Annotated in this window: 21 protein-coding genes; all 21 read right to left on the bottom strand. The window is 36.0% G+C overall.

Annotation, left to right across the window (positions count from 1 at the left end; all coding sequences use genetic code 11):
* Position 1: 1 nt before the first annotated feature.
* A complete protein-coding gene (gene fliQ / locus DIS06_RS08435) occupies positions 2 to 271 on the bottom strand; it encodes a flagellar biosynthesis protein FliQ (protein WP_110112818.1) in 270 nt (89 codons plus the stop codon).
* 13 nt (positions 272 to 284) lie between these two features.
* Positions 285 to 950 (bottom strand): flagellar type III secretion system pore protein FliP, encoded by a 666-nt coding sequence (fliP, locus tag DIS06_RS08440; protein WP_110112819.1) that lies wholly within the window; start codon positions 948 to 950, stop codon positions 285 to 287.
* Between the two features lie 4 nt (positions 951 to 954).
* Positions 955 to 1,593, bottom strand: a complete 639-nt coding sequence (locus DIS06_RS08445) for a flagellar biosynthetic protein FliO (RefSeq protein ID WP_110112820.1) — start codon at positions 1,591 to 1,593, stop codon at positions 955 to 957.
* Between the two features lie 33 nt (positions 1,594 to 1,626).
* Positions 1,627 to 1,989: a response regulator gene (locus DIS06_RS08450; RefSeq protein WP_110112821.1), complete on the bottom strand. Its 363-nt coding sequence runs from the start codon at positions 1,987 to 1,989 to the stop codon at positions 1,627 to 1,629.
* Between the two features lie 24 nt (positions 1,990 to 2,013).
* A complete protein-coding gene (fliY, locus tag DIS06_RS08455; RefSeq protein ID WP_110112822.1) occupies positions 2,014 to 3,207 on the bottom strand; it encodes a flagellar motor switch phosphatase FliY in 1,194 nt (397 codons plus the stop codon).
* Positions 3,197 to 4,198, bottom strand: a complete 1,002-nt coding sequence (gene fliM, locus DIS06_RS08460; RefSeq protein ID WP_110112823.1) for a flagellar motor switch protein FliM — start codon at positions 4,196 to 4,198, stop codon at positions 3,197 to 3,199. The genes fliY and fliM overlap by 11 nt, the downstream gene beginning before the upstream one ends.
* A gap of 31 nt (positions 4,199 to 4,229) precedes the next feature.
* Positions 4,230 to 4,658 carry a flagellar basal body-associated protein FliL gene (fliL, locus tag DIS06_RS08465; RefSeq protein WP_110112824.1) on the bottom strand — a complete coding sequence of 143 codons (429 nt, stop codon included), beginning with the start codon at positions 4,656 to 4,658 and terminating at the stop codon, positions 4,230 to 4,232.
* Between the two features lie 4 nt (positions 4,659 to 4,662).
* Complete coding sequence (locus DIS06_RS08470; protein ID WP_110112825.1) at positions 4,663 to 4,872, bottom strand: flagellar FlbD family protein; 210 nt, start codon at positions 4,870 to 4,872, stop codon at positions 4,663 to 4,665.
* Positions 4,873 to 4,931: 59 nt separating this feature from the next.
* On the bottom strand, positions 4,932 to 5,738 hold the full coding sequence (gene flgG / locus DIS06_RS08475) for a flagellar basal body rod protein FlgG (RefSeq protein ID WP_110112826.1): 807 nt from the start codon (positions 5,736 to 5,738) through the stop codon (positions 4,932 to 4,934).
* A 19-nt stretch (positions 5,739 to 5,757) separates the two neighbouring features.
* Positions 5,758 to 6,396: a flagellar hook assembly protein FlgD gene (flgD, locus tag DIS06_RS08480; RefSeq protein WP_110112827.1), complete on the bottom strand. Its 639-nt coding sequence runs from the start codon at positions 6,394 to 6,396 to the stop codon at positions 5,758 to 5,760.
* Between the two features lie 10 nt (positions 6,397 to 6,406).
* Positions 6,407 to 7,660, bottom strand: coding sequence for a flagellar hook-length control protein FliK (locus tag DIS06_RS08485; RefSeq protein ID WP_110112828.1), 1,254 nt, complete (start codon positions 7,658 to 7,660; stop codon positions 6,407 to 6,409).
* Between the two features lie 16 nt (positions 7,661 to 7,676).
* Positions 7,677 to 8,276, bottom strand: coding sequence for a MotE family protein (locus DIS06_RS08490; protein ID WP_110112829.1), 600 nt, complete (start codon positions 8,274 to 8,276; stop codon positions 7,677 to 7,679).
* Positions 8,277 to 8,282: 6 nt separating this feature from the next.
* A complete protein-coding gene (gene fliJ, locus DIS06_RS08495) occupies positions 8,283 to 8,726 on the bottom strand; it encodes a flagellar export protein FliJ (RefSeq protein WP_110112830.1) in 444 nt (147 codons plus the stop codon).
* A gap of 2 nt (positions 8,727 to 8,728) precedes the next feature.
* Complete coding sequence (fliI, locus tag DIS06_RS08500; RefSeq protein ID WP_110112831.1) at positions 8,729 to 10,054, bottom strand: flagellar protein export ATPase FliI; 1,326 nt, start codon at positions 10,052 to 10,054, stop codon at positions 8,729 to 8,731.
* Positions 10,032 to 10,802: a flagellar assembly protein FliH gene (gene fliH, locus DIS06_RS08505; RefSeq protein WP_162595920.1), complete on the bottom strand. Its 771-nt coding sequence runs from the start codon at positions 10,800 to 10,802 to the stop codon at positions 10,032 to 10,034. Before fliH ends, fliI begins: the two co-directional genes overlap by 23 nt.
* Positions 10,795 to 11,814 carry a flagellar motor switch protein FliG gene (fliG, locus tag DIS06_RS08510; RefSeq protein ID WP_110112833.1) on the bottom strand — a complete coding sequence of 340 codons (1,020 nt, stop codon included), beginning with the start codon at positions 11,812 to 11,814 and terminating at the stop codon, positions 10,795 to 10,797. The genes fliH and fliG overlap by 8 nt, the downstream gene beginning before the upstream one ends.
* A 13-nt stretch (positions 11,815 to 11,827) precedes the next feature.
* Positions 11,828 to 13,426, bottom strand: a complete 1,599-nt coding sequence (gene fliF / locus DIS06_RS08515; RefSeq protein ID WP_110112834.1) for a flagellar basal-body MS-ring/collar protein FliF — start codon at positions 13,424 to 13,426, stop codon at positions 11,828 to 11,830.
* An 83-nt stretch (positions 13,427 to 13,509) separates the two neighbouring features.
* Positions 13,510 to 13,782 (bottom strand): flagellar hook-basal body complex protein FliE, encoded by a 273-nt coding sequence (fliE, locus tag DIS06_RS08520; protein ID WP_239421976.1) that lies wholly within the window; start codon positions 13,780 to 13,782, stop codon positions 13,510 to 13,512.
* 41 nt (positions 13,783 to 13,823) lie between these two features.
* Entirely contained in the window at positions 13,824 to 14,279 is a 456-nt protein-coding gene (flgC, locus tag DIS06_RS08525; protein WP_110112836.1) for a flagellar basal body rod protein FlgC, read from the bottom strand.
* Between the two features lie 2 nt (positions 14,280 to 14,281).
* Positions 14,282 to 14,677 (bottom strand): flagellar basal body rod protein FlgB, encoded by a 396-nt coding sequence (gene flgB / locus DIS06_RS08530; RefSeq protein WP_110112837.1) that lies wholly within the window; start codon positions 14,675 to 14,677, stop codon positions 14,282 to 14,284.
* Between the two features lie 467 nt (positions 14,678 to 15,144).
* Complete coding sequence (gene codY, locus DIS06_RS08535) at positions 15,145 to 15,924, bottom strand: GTP-sensing pleiotropic transcriptional regulator CodY (protein ID WP_110112838.1); 780 nt, start codon at positions 15,922 to 15,924, stop codon at positions 15,145 to 15,147.
* Positions 15,925 to 16,005: the final 81 nt, after the last annotated feature.

Genomic DNA, 16,005 nt, shown 5'->3' on the forward strand with positions numbered 1-16,005 from the left:
TCTATCCTACGTATTTATGTAAGTTTGCAAAAATGTCATAAGTAAACGCAACCATTCTCGATAACATCCACGGACCGAAGAAAACAATACCAACTAACACTGCAACAATTTTAGGAATAAAGGCTAGCGTTTGTTCTTGAATTTGAGTCGTCGCTTGAAAAATACTAACGACTAATCCAACAACAAGAGCTAATAATAGTAACGGCCCACAAACAACTAACACTGTATAAATTCCTTGTTCTGCAATCGATATAACAAATTGTGAATCCATAATTTCTCACCTATTAAAAACTTAGTAGTAACGATTTTATAACCAAATTCCACCCATCAACTAATACAAACAATAATATTTTAAAAGGGAGTGAAATCATCACCGGTGGAAGCATCATCATTCCCATTGACATAAGTACACTAGCGACAATCATATCAATAACCAAAAAGGGAATGAAAATCATAAATCCGATTTGAAATGCTGTTTTGATCTCACTAATAGCAAAAGCAGGCACAAGCGCAGTTAACGGAATGTCCTCAATTGATTTCGGCTTTTCCATTTGGGCATACCCTAAAAATAAAGCTAGATCTTTTTGACGCGTATGATTGCTCATAAATTCTTTTACAGGTAACGCCGCTTTTTCATACGCTTCTTCTAAATCTATTTGATTATTAAATAAAGGTTGTAATGCTTGTTCGTTTACTTGTGAAAAAGTTGGTGCCATAATAAAGAATGTTAGAAATAAAGAAAGACCTATAATGACTTGGTTAGGTGGCATTTGCTGCGTACCTAATGATGTCCGAACAAATGATAGAACAATTACGATTCTTGTAAAACATGTCATTAAAATTAAAATTCCAGGCGCCAGCGATAAAACAGTCAATAAGAGTAACAATTTAATCGAAGTGGAGACATTTTCAGGATCACTCGTGTTAAACATTTCAATCATTTCATTCATGTTGCTATTTATCCCTCTCTAACTCATGTAACACTTTTTGTCTTCTTACTGCCATTTCATTCATTTCTTCCTTCAGCAAGTGTTTAAAATTTGTAGGCGTATGATCTGTATGCGAATTTCTTTTTGTCCACTTCTCAACAATATTCGGAAAAATCGTCGAAACATCTGATTGACTAGTTTGCACTTGGGCATATTTTTGTATAATCTCTTTTTTTTCTTCACTTGAGAGCTTTGATAAAAGTTGAACGTTGTCTCCAACACCTACTACAAACACTTCATTACCTACTTTGACAACTTGAACAGACTTATTACTTCCGACATTTACACCACCAAGATTTTGCACCATATTATTTGATTGTAATAACTGATTTCGTTTATTTAAAAACTTCAATAATATGAATAACAATCCAATCACAAATACAAAAGCAAAAATCATCTTAAAAAAATCCCAACTAGAGATTGTTGTAGACGCACTAGTTGTTGACTTTTCATCTCCGCTGGGAACATTTGTATCTTCACATTTAGTTGGATTCTCCATACACTCTGTCACAGAGGGTTGACCTTGCTCCGCATGAACAGAAATAGACGGAGCAAAAATCGTAAACAAAGTTAGAAGAACAACATATATACTTTTTTGAAACAAAACAGTGTCACCCTCTTAGTTGATAAATAATAATTAGCCAATTGACTTTGATATTGCTTCAATAACACGATCCGCTTGGAACGGTTTTACAATAAAATCTTTTGCTCCTGCTTGTATGGCATCAATGACCATTGCTTGTTGCCCCATAGCAGAACACATAATGACTTTTGCATCAGCATGAACCTTTTTAATTTCTTTTAGTGCAGTAATGCCATCCATTTCAGGCATTGTAATATCCATTGTTACTAAGTCAGGCGTGTGTTCTTTGTATAATTCAATTGCCTGTGCTCCATCAGCAGCTTCTGCTACTACTTCATAACCATTTTTAGTTAAGATATCCTTAATCATCATGCGCATAAATGCTGCATCATCTACAATTAAAATTCGTTTTGACATCATTTGTTCCCCCTAGAATAATTGTTAACTTAGTTTATTAATTCGGTCGCGCTGGCTCAAGATATCTGTTAAACGCACACCAAAACTCTCTTCAATGACCACTACTTCTCCTTTTGCAATCAGCTTATTATTAATCAAAATATCAACAGGCTCACCTGCTAGCTTATCTAGTTCAATAATAGATCCTGAAGATAGCTCTAGTATGTCTTTAACTGTTCGCCTCGTACGCCCCAGTTCAACAGTCACTTGCAACGGAATATCTAAAAGCATATCTAGATTGCGAGATTCTGATTGCGATACACTCGAAGACTCAAAGTTTGAAAATGCTGCAGGTTGCACATTTACAGGTTGTGATGGCTTAACAGGTTGAGACATTTGTTGTTGAAGTTGTGGCTGTGAGTATGATGAATTCTCACCCTTTTTCATAGAAGTATCTTGAACTGTTTTATTGACCATCTCCGATACAGGCTCTGCTGTTACAGATGGGTTATGTAACGGCTTTGACATCGTCACTTCTTCATTTGAGCTATTTGGTAACAACTCGCTTACTAGACTTCGAGCAAACGGTAATGATAGTAATTGCATAATGTTAGAGTTAATTAACTCCCCTACTCTTAGCTTAAATGACACTTTTACAAGTATATCATCATCTGGTATCAATTCGGTTCCTGTATTTTGTAAAATATCCAGAATATCTAAATTAGGTGGGGAGATATCCACTTTTTTATTAAAGATTGTTGACATTGATGTAGCAGCTGATCCCATCATTTGATTCATAGCCTCTTGAACAGCGCTTAATTGAATTTCATTCATCATTTCTGGTGGGTCAATACCATCTCCGCCAAGCATCAAATCAGCAATAACCGAAGCATCCTTCTGCTTAATAACCAGTAAATTAGTTCCTGCAATCCCAACTGTATATTGTACTTCTACAGCCACATATGGATTAGGAAATTCTTGTTGTAGTTCGCTCTTAGTAATAACTGAAATATGTGGTGTTGTAATATCTACTTTTTGATTTAATAACAATGAAAGAGCAGTAGCGGAACTTCCAAATGATATATTCCCAATCTCTCCAATTGCATCTTTTTCAATTTCTGTAAAGTAGTCATCAACAAAAGGTTGATTCCGTTTCTCCTCAAGGATAGGCTCTTCATCCAATGATGTTCCTTTTAGCAAAGCATCGATCTCTTCTTGCGATAACATATCACCATTCATCGTCCTGTTCCCCCCTTTTGAAATCTTCAATAATTTGAACAGCAAGTTTCTTTTTTACTTTTCCTGGTTGTACGAAGAACTTTGGTAATTCTCCAACTTTCACAAGAAGTGGTTGTTCAATTTCTTGGTCTAAACGAATAACATCACCAATATCTAATGCCAAGAATTCTTGAATCGAAATATTTGTTCTTCCGAGTTCTGCGATAACTGGCACTTCAGCAGTATGAATTCGTTTCTTTAACTGTTCAATTTCTCGTTCATTCGGTTCTTTCTTCGTTGATTGCATCCAATAGTGCACAGACAACTTAGGAATAATTGGCTCAAGTGTAACATGGGGAATACATATATTAATCATCCCCGTTGCCTCACCAATTTGTGTATTTAATGAAATAACAACCACCGTTTCATTTGGTGCAATCATTTGCAAAAATTGTGGGTTCACTTCAAAGTCACCTAAAATGGGATCAATGTGTGCTAGCCCGCTCCACGCTTCTTGCATACTATCTAATGTCTGATCAAAAATGGTTTGTAGAAGTTTTGTTTCGATTTCTGTTAAATTTTCAATTTTATTCATCCCTTCGCCTCTACCACCGAGCATACGATCTAGCATGGCATAAGCGATATTAGGATTTACTTCCATAATGACTCTACCTTCAAGTGGAGGCACTTCAATTACGTTTAGCAATGTCATTTTCGGTACAGAACGAATAAACTCTTCGTACGGAATTTGATCAACGGATACTACATTCATTTGCACGACTGTACGAAATTTTGCAGAAAATAAAGTAGTTAGAATCCTAGCATAATTCTCATGTAGTCTCGTTAAACTACGAATTTGATCTTTTGAAAAGCGCAGAGACCGTTTAAAATCGTACACTTTTATCCGCTTTTTACTTTCTTCAATTTTCAGTTCATCCGCATCCATCTCTCCTGTCGACAACGCAGACAACAACGCATCAATTTCACTTTGTGATAAAACATCATCAGCCAACTATTTCACCTCCTACAATGATCATATTGGTTTACTGTAACATTTTGGAGGTCGTGTAAATTCTCACAACAGTACCTTCTTGCATTAACTCGTTTATTTTTGCTTGTATTCGTTTTTCAAATTTCGTAAGTCCTTCTTTCCCCTCTAGATCCTCTGCTTTCATATCTGATAATTCTTTAATAATAATATCTTTGACTTGAAACTCTCGTTTTTGTAATTCTTGTGCTGCTTTTTTATTACTTGTTTGAATTTTAAATGAAATCCGTACAAATTGATTACTTGCTAAGTTTGTTGTAATCTCATTGATATCAATAGACGATTCGATCACTTCATCAATTGAAGGACCTGTTTCTGGTTTTTCATCATCTGTTTTCACAATCACGATGACAGCAATTACGCCAACAAGTGTTAATGCAAGCAAAATGATAAACATGATGTTAACAAGCTTATTTTTAAACACTGTGCTATACCTCCTTATCTCCTTGTAACCCTAACACATTAATTTTCCGATAAAAGGCTATCACACACTCTTCAACTTCACTTACTGTTTCTATCACGACAAGCTTTTTACCACTTGTTAACGTAATCGTCGTATCCGGAAAAGCCTCAACTTGTTCTATGTATAATGCGTTTAAAGTAAATGTTTTTCCATTTAATCTCGTTAAAGTCACCATTGATTGGTGGAGATGAAAAGAAAACTGGTTTTCATCTCCTTACCTCCTAGTCCATTACATTATCGTTTGAGATTGATTAGCTCTTGTAAAATTTCATCAGAAGTTGTGATAATGCGTGTATTCGCTTGGAAACCGCGTTGTGCCACAATCATCTCAGTAAATTCTTCTGAAAGGTCTACATTTGACATTTCAAGGGTACCTGGAACGAGAATACCCACACCTCCACCTCCTGGTACATTCAACTCAACTTCTTCATCTGAAGTATTAGCTGTATTTCTAAAGAGGTTTTGTCCTATTTTCTCTAATCCATCATTATTGGAAAATTTCGCAATACCAATTGTTCCAATGTTAACTAAGCCACCATCTTCATCCACATACGTCACTGCTCCATCTGCTCCAATACTAAAACTTTTAGCGTTTATTGGAATGTTTAGAGGTGTTTCATCAACATTGAGTAAGTAAAGACCATCTGCGTTTACAATAGCCCCTTGTGCATCCAAGTAGAAGTTACCTGCTCTTGTATACCCTTCAATTGCACTACCGTTAGATGATCCTAGTGCAAAGTAGCCATCACCAGAAATAGCTAAATCCAATGTTCGACCTGTCGTCTGTAAACTTCCGGTTGTATGGACTGTGTCAATGGCTGCTAACTGTGAACCTAACCCTACTTGTTTAGGATTAACCCCTCCACGAATATCTCCTGGTCCACTTGCACCAGCAATCTGTTGGCTTACTAAGTCTTTGAAAATGGTTCTTCCTTTTTTAAAACCATACGTATTAACATTGGAAATATTATTTCCAATCACATCGAGCTTTGTCTGAAAATTTTTCATTCCGCTAATTCCAGAATACATTGAACGTAACATTTATTTGCTCCCCCTTTATCTATCTACTAACTTTTATAATTTGATTTAAGGCAATAGATTCATCATTAACTATCAGTGTAAGTGTGCCATTTTTTACTGATACAGAATTTACAGCAGCTGTCTGCTCGACTTTGTCTGACCCTTTCCATGTCACGTGCTTCCCAATTAGTGTACTAGCTTGAACAAGTGAATTGTTCTCAATTCTTGTATCTGTACGATGAACAGTTGAAATATTGGCAGGTTCAAGTTGTGTCCCATCTGTTAATTCAAATAAAACTTGTTCTCCTTTATATTGAATAGACGCGATGGTTCCTGTTCCTTGTTGGACGGAAGAATGGCCGTCACCTTGCTCTGCTACTTTATGCCATGTGACTTCTTTTCCAACAAATTGTTGATATTGAATCAGTGACATTTGATTCATTTGTGTTGTAAACTTTTCAAAGCTTTTCCCCATATTCGTAATCTGCTCTAATGTTGAAAACTGAGCCATTTGTGCAATAAAGTCTTTATCTTCTAACGGATTCATGGGATCTTGATTTTGCAGCTGTGTCATTAAAATGCGCAGAAAGTCATCTTTACCTAATACATCATTCCCCGTCTGCTTAGCTGGCTTTTGATAGTTTTTCAAATATAAACTTGAATCAATTGTGTTCGACATATACTCCCACCTAAACGTTGTAATTAATTAGTGCATCTTGCAATGTCTCGTTAAACGTATTTTCCTCTGTTGATTCAGACGGCTCTATGTCTTGATCGGTTGATTGTTTCTCTCGTTCTTTTTGTTGTTTGGTGTGACCATCCATGTAAGATCGTTCCATTAGAATTGGCTGTTGCTGAACTTCAATCTTTTCAATTGAAATTTGTTGATTTGCAAATGCTTGCTTTAATGACTGAATCTGGTCATCTAGTGCTTCCTTAGCAGTAGCTGTGGATGCAATGATACGAGCAATCATGTGATTGTCTTGCTTCATCAGTTCTACTTGTAATGAACCTAGGTGTTCTGGGAATAGTTTAATAACTAGTCGGGTTTGTTGTGCATGCTTACTAAAAATAGATTTGGATAAAATCTCTTGCACTTGTTTAATAAATTGTTCCGAATCGATGTCACTTTTTGTTCTACTATTTCCTACATGCAATACAAACTGCTGAACTCTCGTCATTTCTCCACTTACAAAAGAAGGTGGAGTAGTGAGGAAGCTTCCTGTACTACTTTTTGCTTCTTCACCATTATGACTAGTGAAGTTTGCTTTTAACGACGGGGAAACAATAGGCAGTGAAAATTTCTTCACATCAGAAAATAATTGAGTAGAAGACAACCCTTTTGACTCTTGAACTTTAGCAAGCATTTCTTTTGCAACTTCAAGTAAACTCGTTAATTCAGACTTAGATAGCTTCATATCAAAGATACGAGGTTGATTTAGACTATTCTTTAACACCTGCATTTGGTTAGTAAATTCTTTAGATATTTCTTTTAAGAGATGCAGCAAGCTAGAGATAGATTCGATTTCCGTTTCGTTTTTGACATTCACTACGTCCATTACTTGTATACTGTCTGAATGACCACTACGGTATTCAATCATATCCGCTAATAAATCGACTAATTGAATCAGCTCCGATTCATCCTTTTCATCTGTTGTTACATGGTTCATCATCTCTAGAACTGGTGCAAACAGAGCACTTTCTTCATTGGCTTCTTCATTGCTGTACTGAAGGTGCATCCCCACTATCTCCATAAGAGTGTTAATTTGTTCATCTGTCGTTACTGGCTTTTTATTCACGCTTGATGTATGAGTCTCATCCATCTTAGAACGTTCATTTATTGAATGTAATACATTACTAAATTCATTAAATTTGGACTGCTTATTTACTTTGTTAAACGATTGCTGCCTCTCATTTCTTATTGAGAGTAACTCTAGGTTCATTTTATACACCTCCTCGTTATTCAAGGTCCATATTTTGAACGAGCAACGATGTGTATTTTGCTGCTGTTTTTGGGTCCATCTTTTCTAGCACCGCTGACCTTTTATCACTCTTTAATTGTTGAAGCAACAACAAACCTTGATCTTCTGTTAGCTCAGATACAATAAGAGCTGTACGCTTTGGGGTCATCTTTTCATAAGTAGACATAAGTTCTTTTAGCTCTATATTTTCTCCCTTGCGCTCTTGCTGTTGTTCATCTAATAATTCTTGTAACTGCTGAACTTCTAGCTGTAGCTTTTCTTTTTCAGCAGATAACGTATTGACTTTTTTCTCATATAAATCAATTGTTTCGTTTCTATTGTCTAATTCGTCTTGAAGACTTTCTATTTGTTTGTTTTGTTCTTCAACACTTCTCTTTTGCACTTCTTCCTTTTCACTATCGATAAAAGGCACATATTCAGCCATCTGTACTACTTTATCTTTGACATCTACCCCCGCTACAGTTAATACTCCAAATAAAATCGACAGAGAAAAAAGCGCAGGGATAAAAATTAGTAAGAAAAACACTTGGAATTTACTATATTTTCTTTCTTGCTCTTGATCTGTTACGTTACTCATACTCACCTAATGCCCTTTCAGCATGTACTGCTGGATAGAAACTTCGTCCATCAGCTTGTTTTCTAGTTCTTTTTGACTTTGCACATAACGGTGATAGTCATTCCCTTTGATCTTTTCAAACTTTTTTACTTCTATATTTTTTTCTTGTAATCTTTCTTCTTTTACATACATTGCCTGTCTTGCTATCATGACTTCTTTTTGTAACAACGTAATAGCATGTTCGATGTTTGTTAAAAATTGCTGAAAATTTTTAACCTCTAGGATTGATACACCGAACATCATTCGATTTGCTTGCTTTTCTAACATTTCTTCTTTTTGTTTAAGTTTGTCATATAAACGTTGACCCACTTTTTCAAACTTATCGACTGATTCATTATATTCAGCTAGGAGACGACTTTTTTCGTTCTCTTTAACGGACATCACTTTGGCAAATTTAAAATGGTATGTCATCCTCATTCACCTTTCTCAATCAATTGTTTTAACCTTTCAACACTATGTACAATTGATGCTTTCTCGTCTGTTCTTTGCTTTAGAAAAGAAATGATTTGAGGGTAATAGTTAATTGCTTGATCGATTTCTAAAGACGATCCTTTTTTATAAGCTCCGATATTAATTAAATCTTCAGAATCTATATACGTAGCAAGAAGTCCTCTTAACGTTTCCGCAGCTGTTCGGTGAGTAGAATCAACAATATGATTCATGACACGACTAACACTCTTGAGCACATTAATCGCCGGATATTGACCTTTATTTGCAATTGCTCGATCTAACACAATATGGCCATCAATAATCCCTCGAACTGTATCAGCAATCGGTTCGTTCATATCATCTCCATCAACTAAGACGGTATAAAATGCTGTAATAGACCCTAAATGATTTGTGCCTGTACGTTCTAATAGACGAGGTAATATAGCAAAGACAGAAGGTGTATATCCTTTTGTAGTTGGTGGTTCACCAACTGCCAAACCTACCTCACGCTGAGCCATTGCAACTCGAGTAACGGAATCCATCATAAACATGACATTTAATCCTTGATCTCTAAAATACTCAGCAATTGAAGTAGCGGTATAGGCCGCTTTTATACGAAAGAGAGCGGGTTGATCTGATGTAGCAACAACCACAACAGATTTTCTTAATCCTTCTTCACCTAAGTCTCTTTCAATAAATTCTCGTACTTCTCGTCCACGCTCTCCAATTAACGCAATTACATTTAAATCTGCTTTTGTATTTCTAGCTGTCATTCCAAGTAACGTACTTTTTCCAACTCCACTACCTGCAAAAATACCCACACGTTGCCCTTTTCCAACCGTTAGCAAACTATCAATTGCTCGAACACCAACTTCAATAGGCTCTGAAATAGGAGGTCTACTTAATGGGTTAGGAGGATTCTGATCTGTACCAACTTTTGTGAGACCAGCTGGCAATTCTGTTTCATCTAAAGGATTCCCTAACGAATCCAACACTTTTCCTAACAAGCCATGACCAACACTAATTTGCAACGGTTTTCCGGTTGCTTCTACAATAGATCCTGGTGAAATATCCCGTACGGATGTATAAGGCATTAAGATCACATGCTCATCTCGAAATCCAACCACTTCTGCTTGAATTTTATTTAGATGCATACTTTGGTGATGGCCAACATGGATATAACAAACATCACCTATAGATGCACGTGGACCTTTTGATTCAATCATTAATCCAACTACTCGATTTACTTTTCCGTATCTTTTCAATGATGGGGTATGATGAATTTGGTTAATTAGTTGTTCTACTTTCACGACTCATATCTCCCATTAAAAGTTCTGCTAGCTTTTGTTTTAATTCATTTAATTGGCTATCAACAGACACATCAATTCGTCCAAAAGCTGATTCAAGAATACAACCATGTGTACTTAACCCTTCGTCTACATAAATAAATAAGGTTGCTTCGCCATTCAATAAAGATAGTAATTGCTGCTTTTGGTCATGTACAATTTCATAATAAGTAGGTGATACAAAAAGCTGAATTTCTCTTTCGTCCCTCACTTCTTTTATTGCACTTTTAACCATTGAGAGGTACGATGTTTTATCTACATTAAATTGCTGGTCTATAATTTTCTGCGCCAACGTAAAACCGAGCTGGAAAATGACTTCTTCTGACTGTTGAAGGTAATCGTAGTACGACTCCTTTGTCTGGTTCGTAATCGTTACAGCTTCGGAAATTAGCGCTTCATAATCCGCATAACCTGCTTTCTTCCCTTGCTCCACCCCGTCTTCATACCCTTTTTGCATTGCTTCTTGTTCAAGGTACTCTTTCTCTTGTTCCCATTGTTGACGTTCTAATTCTATTTGATTTCTTGCTTCTACAAGAAGCGCTTCAGCCTCTTGTTGTAACTGATCAGATTGCCGCTTGGCCCGCTTTATAATCTGCTCAGCCGTTTCCTCTTTCTCAGTATTCACCTGTTTTCCATAAGAAAGAGACTTAATTACAATTTCCTTTTTTGCGCGCTCCTTCTCTGCATAAGAAGCTTTGATAATGTTAGACAATAATATCATCTCCTCCACCACGCGCGATGACAATTTCGCCAGCATCTTCTAACCTTCTAATGATGGCTACAATACGTGATTGAGCTTCCTCTACATCTTTCAAACGAACTGGACCCATAAATTCCATTTCCTCTTTAAATGTGTCAGACATCCGTTTTGACATATTACGAAAGACAATTTCTTTTACTTCCTCACTCGCTACTTTCAAGCTTAAAAGCAAATCTTCATTTTCAACATCCCGAATAACACGCTGTATAGAACGGTTGTCTAATGCAACAATATCTTCAAAAACAAACATTCTCTTTTTAATTTCTTCGGCTAATTCTGGATTTTGAATTTCAAGTGTATCTAAAATGATTTTCTCGGTTGAACGATCTACACCATTCAATACTTCAACAACGGTTTCGATTCCACCAGTTTGTGTATAGTCTTGAGTCACAGTAGTAGAAAGTTTACGTTCTAATACTTGCTCTACTTCATTAATGACGTCTGGAGATGTACTGTCCATTGTTGCAATTCTTCTTGCAATATCTGCTTGTTGCTCTTGCGGCAATGATGATAAAATTTGCCCCGCTTGCATGGAGTCTAAATAAGATAATATAAGTGCAATCGTTTGTGGATGCTCATGTTGAATAAAGTTTAACAGTTGCATTGGATCGGCTTTACGTGCAAAGTCAAAAGGTCGAACTTGTAAAGATGATGTTAAACGATTAATAATCAACATCGCTTGCTCAGAGCCTAGTGCCTTTTCTAGCACTTCTTTTGCATATCCGATTCCGCCCTGCTCAATATAATTTTGCGCAATTACTATTTGTTCAAATTCCTCTAAAATGGCTGCCTTTGTTTCAGGTTCAATTTTCCTCATTGTTGAAATTTCAAGAGTTAATCTTTCAATTTCTTCTTCACTTAAATGTTTGTAAACAGATGCTGATACATCTGGACCAAGTGAAATGAGTAACATTGCAGCTTTTTGTTTCCCTGTTAATTCACCTTTTTGAAATGATTTTGTCACTTACCTTTCCCCCTTAGTCCTCGGAGATCCATGTACGCATTAGCTTTGCAAACTCTTCCGGTTGCTCTTTTGCCATTTTTTCCAATCGTTGATATCTTTTTTGCTCATCAGTTAACGATGGCTTTCTTTCTAAAGACGTCACTTCTTGTTCTTCTATGTACTTATCAAGTTCATCAGTAAAGTCATCAGTTTGCTTTGTTGACTTTCTAATTAATAAAACAAGTAAAACAATAATAACTAGAAGTAACACACCCGCTACGATATATACCCAAGTCGGAATAACAGAAGATGTTCCATTTTGAGGAGATTCAGCTTTTCCATAAAAAGGTTGAACTGAAACCATTACCTTGTCTGCAACCTCTTCCTCTGTAAGCTCTGGTACGGTTCCATCTTGTTGAATCGTTGTACGAACGATTGTGCTTAATAATTGTTGAATATCTTGGACACTCTCTTCTGATAATGTATTTGGATTATCAGGGGTAGGAGGTTCTACCATCACTTGAATTCCTAAATCTCTCACCTTGTATGGGCTCTCTACAATTTCTTTACGAATTCGATTAACATCGTTGTTAATTCGCTCCTCCACACGTTCATAGTCGCCATCTTCTCCCACACCAGCTTCTGCATAGTTTGGAATGTCATCCTCTCCCGTTCCTACTGTTCCCCCTGCCTGCGCTCCACTTCCTGAGAAAGTTTCAGTAATGCGCTCAACACTTACCGCAATTCCTTCCATATTTTCATCATCGACTGGTACTACTAAATTTTCTTCTCGATTTTCTTTCGTAAAATCCACATCAGCAGTAACTGAAACCACCACTTTGTCATGTCCCATCATCGTGCCTAACATTCGTTGTACTTGACGCTGAATATCTCGTTCTATTTCTTTCTTCAACCCATGTTGAGCGACAAAAGAACTAGAATCAGATAAATTTTCTTGATTATTTAGGTCAAAATACTCAAAGTTTTGATTCATAATGACGATATTCTCTGTAGGTAAGTTTGGTACACTTTTAGATACTAGATGATAAAGCGACTTAATTTGCTTTTGATCAAATTCATATCCAGGTTTTGTATTTAGAACAATCGACGCAGATGCTTGTTCAGCTTGATCTTTAACCCAAACACTTTCTTGAGGCAATGTAATCATGACATTTGCATCATTAACACCTTCAATATTTTTGATTAAGTTTCCAAGCTCTGTTTGCATTGCATCAAGTTTGAGTACATCAAATTCATTATCTGTCATTCCGAATCCAGCATTATTACTAAAAAATGAATAGTCGATACTTCCACTATTCGGAATACCTTGAGCTGCTAAATCGACCTTTAATGAGTTCACAGCCTGCTCCGGAACAGAAATTGTTGTCCCATTTTGTGAAATTTCTGATTGAATCCCTCGCGCATCTAATTCCGCTTTGATTTGACCTGTTTCTTGAGGTGATAAATTACTGTAAAGCGGAACAAAGTTTTCTTTATTAGCTAAAACAGATAGTAACACAACTACTAGAAGAGCAATGAGACTTCCTCCAATGATCGAAAACTTTTGTGCTTTAGATCGCTTATCCCAAAATGCGCTTAGTTGTTCTTTAAATATTGCTAATCTTTCGTTCATTATCTTCCTCCGGTTATTGCTACTTTTGTATCTATAAACATAACCGCTTAAAAGCTGTATCAATATTTTTTAGTATGAAGCTATTAAATTGGCATTCTCATGATCTCTTGATACGCTTCTACAGCTTTATTACGTATTTCAATGGTTGTTTGAAGTTGTATACTAGCTTTTTGTGAAGCAATCATGACTTCATGTAAGTCTACTTGCTCTCCTCTTACTAATTTCTCTGTTGCAATATCAGAGCTATTTTGTGATTCATTTAGTTTGTTGATGGAATCCTTTAGAAACGTTGAGAATTGTTTATGTACATCATTCGCTGATATTGCTTGTGACGTTTGAACGTTTCGATCAATCATTGGTATTTGATTCGAGATTGAATTAATCATCTTTTTTCGTCCTACTTTCCAATTTCAAGTGTTTTAATTAGCATGTTTTTTGTGGAATTTAACACTGTAATATTAGCTTCATATGAGCGAGTAGCACTAATTAAGTCTGCCATCTCTTTTAATGGGTCAACATTAGGCATTTGGACATAACCTTGCTCATCAGCGTCGGGGTGCTGTGGATTATAAACGAGCTTAAATGGCGACTCATCTTCTACTACGCTTGTCACTTTTACTCCACTACCTATAGCCTGCGATTTTCCACTTAAAGCTTGACGAAACACCGTTGCAAAGTTTTGATCCTTAGGGCTCGTCACAACCATTTTTCGTCGATAAGGTTCCCATTGTCCATCGACATTTTTCGCTCTTGTTGTGTCTATGTTTGCCATATTTGACGAAATAACATCCATCCTCAGTCTTTGGGCAGTAAGTCCTGATGCAGTTGTATTCATACTATGAAAAATAGTCATCTTTACTTACCTCCTTGGACAACGGTTCTTAACGAGTTAAATTTGCCGCTTAGCCGTTCCACTAACGCTTCGTAATAAATTTGATTTTGGGCCATTTCTGACATTTCTTTATCGATATCAACACTATTACCATTGGGATGATACGCTATATCTTTTCTCGTATGTACATTCAATCCAGTACGAGAGGAATTAGTAAAATGATAGTGTCTGTTATCCGTTCTATTTGCTGTCATCGAAGGATTCATTGCCTGATGAAGAGCTGACTTAAAAGATAAATCTTGTGCTTTATAATTTGGTGTATCTACATTCGCAATATTTTGGGAAATGACTTTCTGCTTCTGAGAAGCGTAACTCAAACCATATTCAAGTGATTGCATTGTCTTTGAAAATAACTCCACACAAACCCCTCATTTTCTTTAGTGATTGAAACGAAAGTGTAAACTTTCTGACAAATTTCGACTTATTACTCAATAACCCATATTGTAAGTAAAAAAGGTAGAAATGTCTATGTATTTTAGCCAATTTTCACTAATACATCTAAATTTTATCAGTTCCTTTACATCAGAAAATAAACAAAAAATCCCATATATTTTTGCGCATCTATATCTTCTCAAAGTTAACATGATTAATATGTAACAAATGTCACACGTATTTAAACATAAGCCATTTAAAAGACCTTGTAAATAAACCAAAATATAGAAATTATTAATTTATCGAAATCTATTGACAATATTACGTAATGATATGTAATTAGAATTCCAATACACATTCTTTGTTTATTTAAACAAAAAGAGGTTGTACCGATAAGGAGCTTCTCGCTTCCTTCGATACAACCTCTTTTATTTATTCATTTCTAGCAACCGTATTAGTTAGACTTTAACTTTGAAAGTTCAACTAAGAACTTATCATTTAACACTTTAATATACGTTCCTTTCATGCCTAAAGAACGAGACTCAATAACACCAGCACTTTCAAGTTTACGTAGTGCATTTACAATAACAGAACGCGTAATTCCAACTCGATCTGCAATTTTACTTGCTACTAGTAACCCTTCATTTCCATTTAATTCCTCGAAAATATGTTCAATTGCTTCTAACTCACTATATGATAACGAGCTAATTGCCATTTGTACAACTGCTTTACTACGCGCTTCTTCTTCAATTTCCTCTGCTTTTTCACGTAGAATTTCCATTCCAACAACGGTTGCTCCATATTCAGCTAGGATTAAATCATCATCTTCAAATTGACGATCGAGACGAGCAAGGATTAGTGTACCTAAACGCTCACCACCACCGATAATTGGAACAATTGTTGTTAAACCAGCTTTAAATAGCTCTTTGTTTTCTACTGGAAACGCAGTGTATTCACTATCCACATCTAAGTTCGAAGATGTCTCATTAATATTGAATAGATTTTTTGTATATTCTTCAGGGAATTGACGAGCCTCTAACATACTTTTCATACGCTCATTTTCAATTTGCTGCTTAATTGCGATTCCTAATAATTTACCGCGGCGGCTTACAACAAATGTGTTTGCTTCAATTACTTCACATAATGTTTCTGCCATTTCTTTAAAGTTTACTGGTTTACCAGCCGCTCTTTGTAACATTGCATTAATCTTTCTTGTTTTATTTAATAACTCCATTATTGTTCCTCCTGCTACTTCGGTTTCTTTAAGCTCCTCTCACTTACCTATCGAGCGATGCTCAATTGATTTTTTGAAAGG

Source organism: Bacillus sp. CGMCC 1.16541, from assembly GCF_003184905.1.
In the GTDB taxonomy this organism is placed as follows: domain Bacteria; phylum Bacillota; class Bacilli; order Bacillales; family Bacillaceae_H; genus Priestia.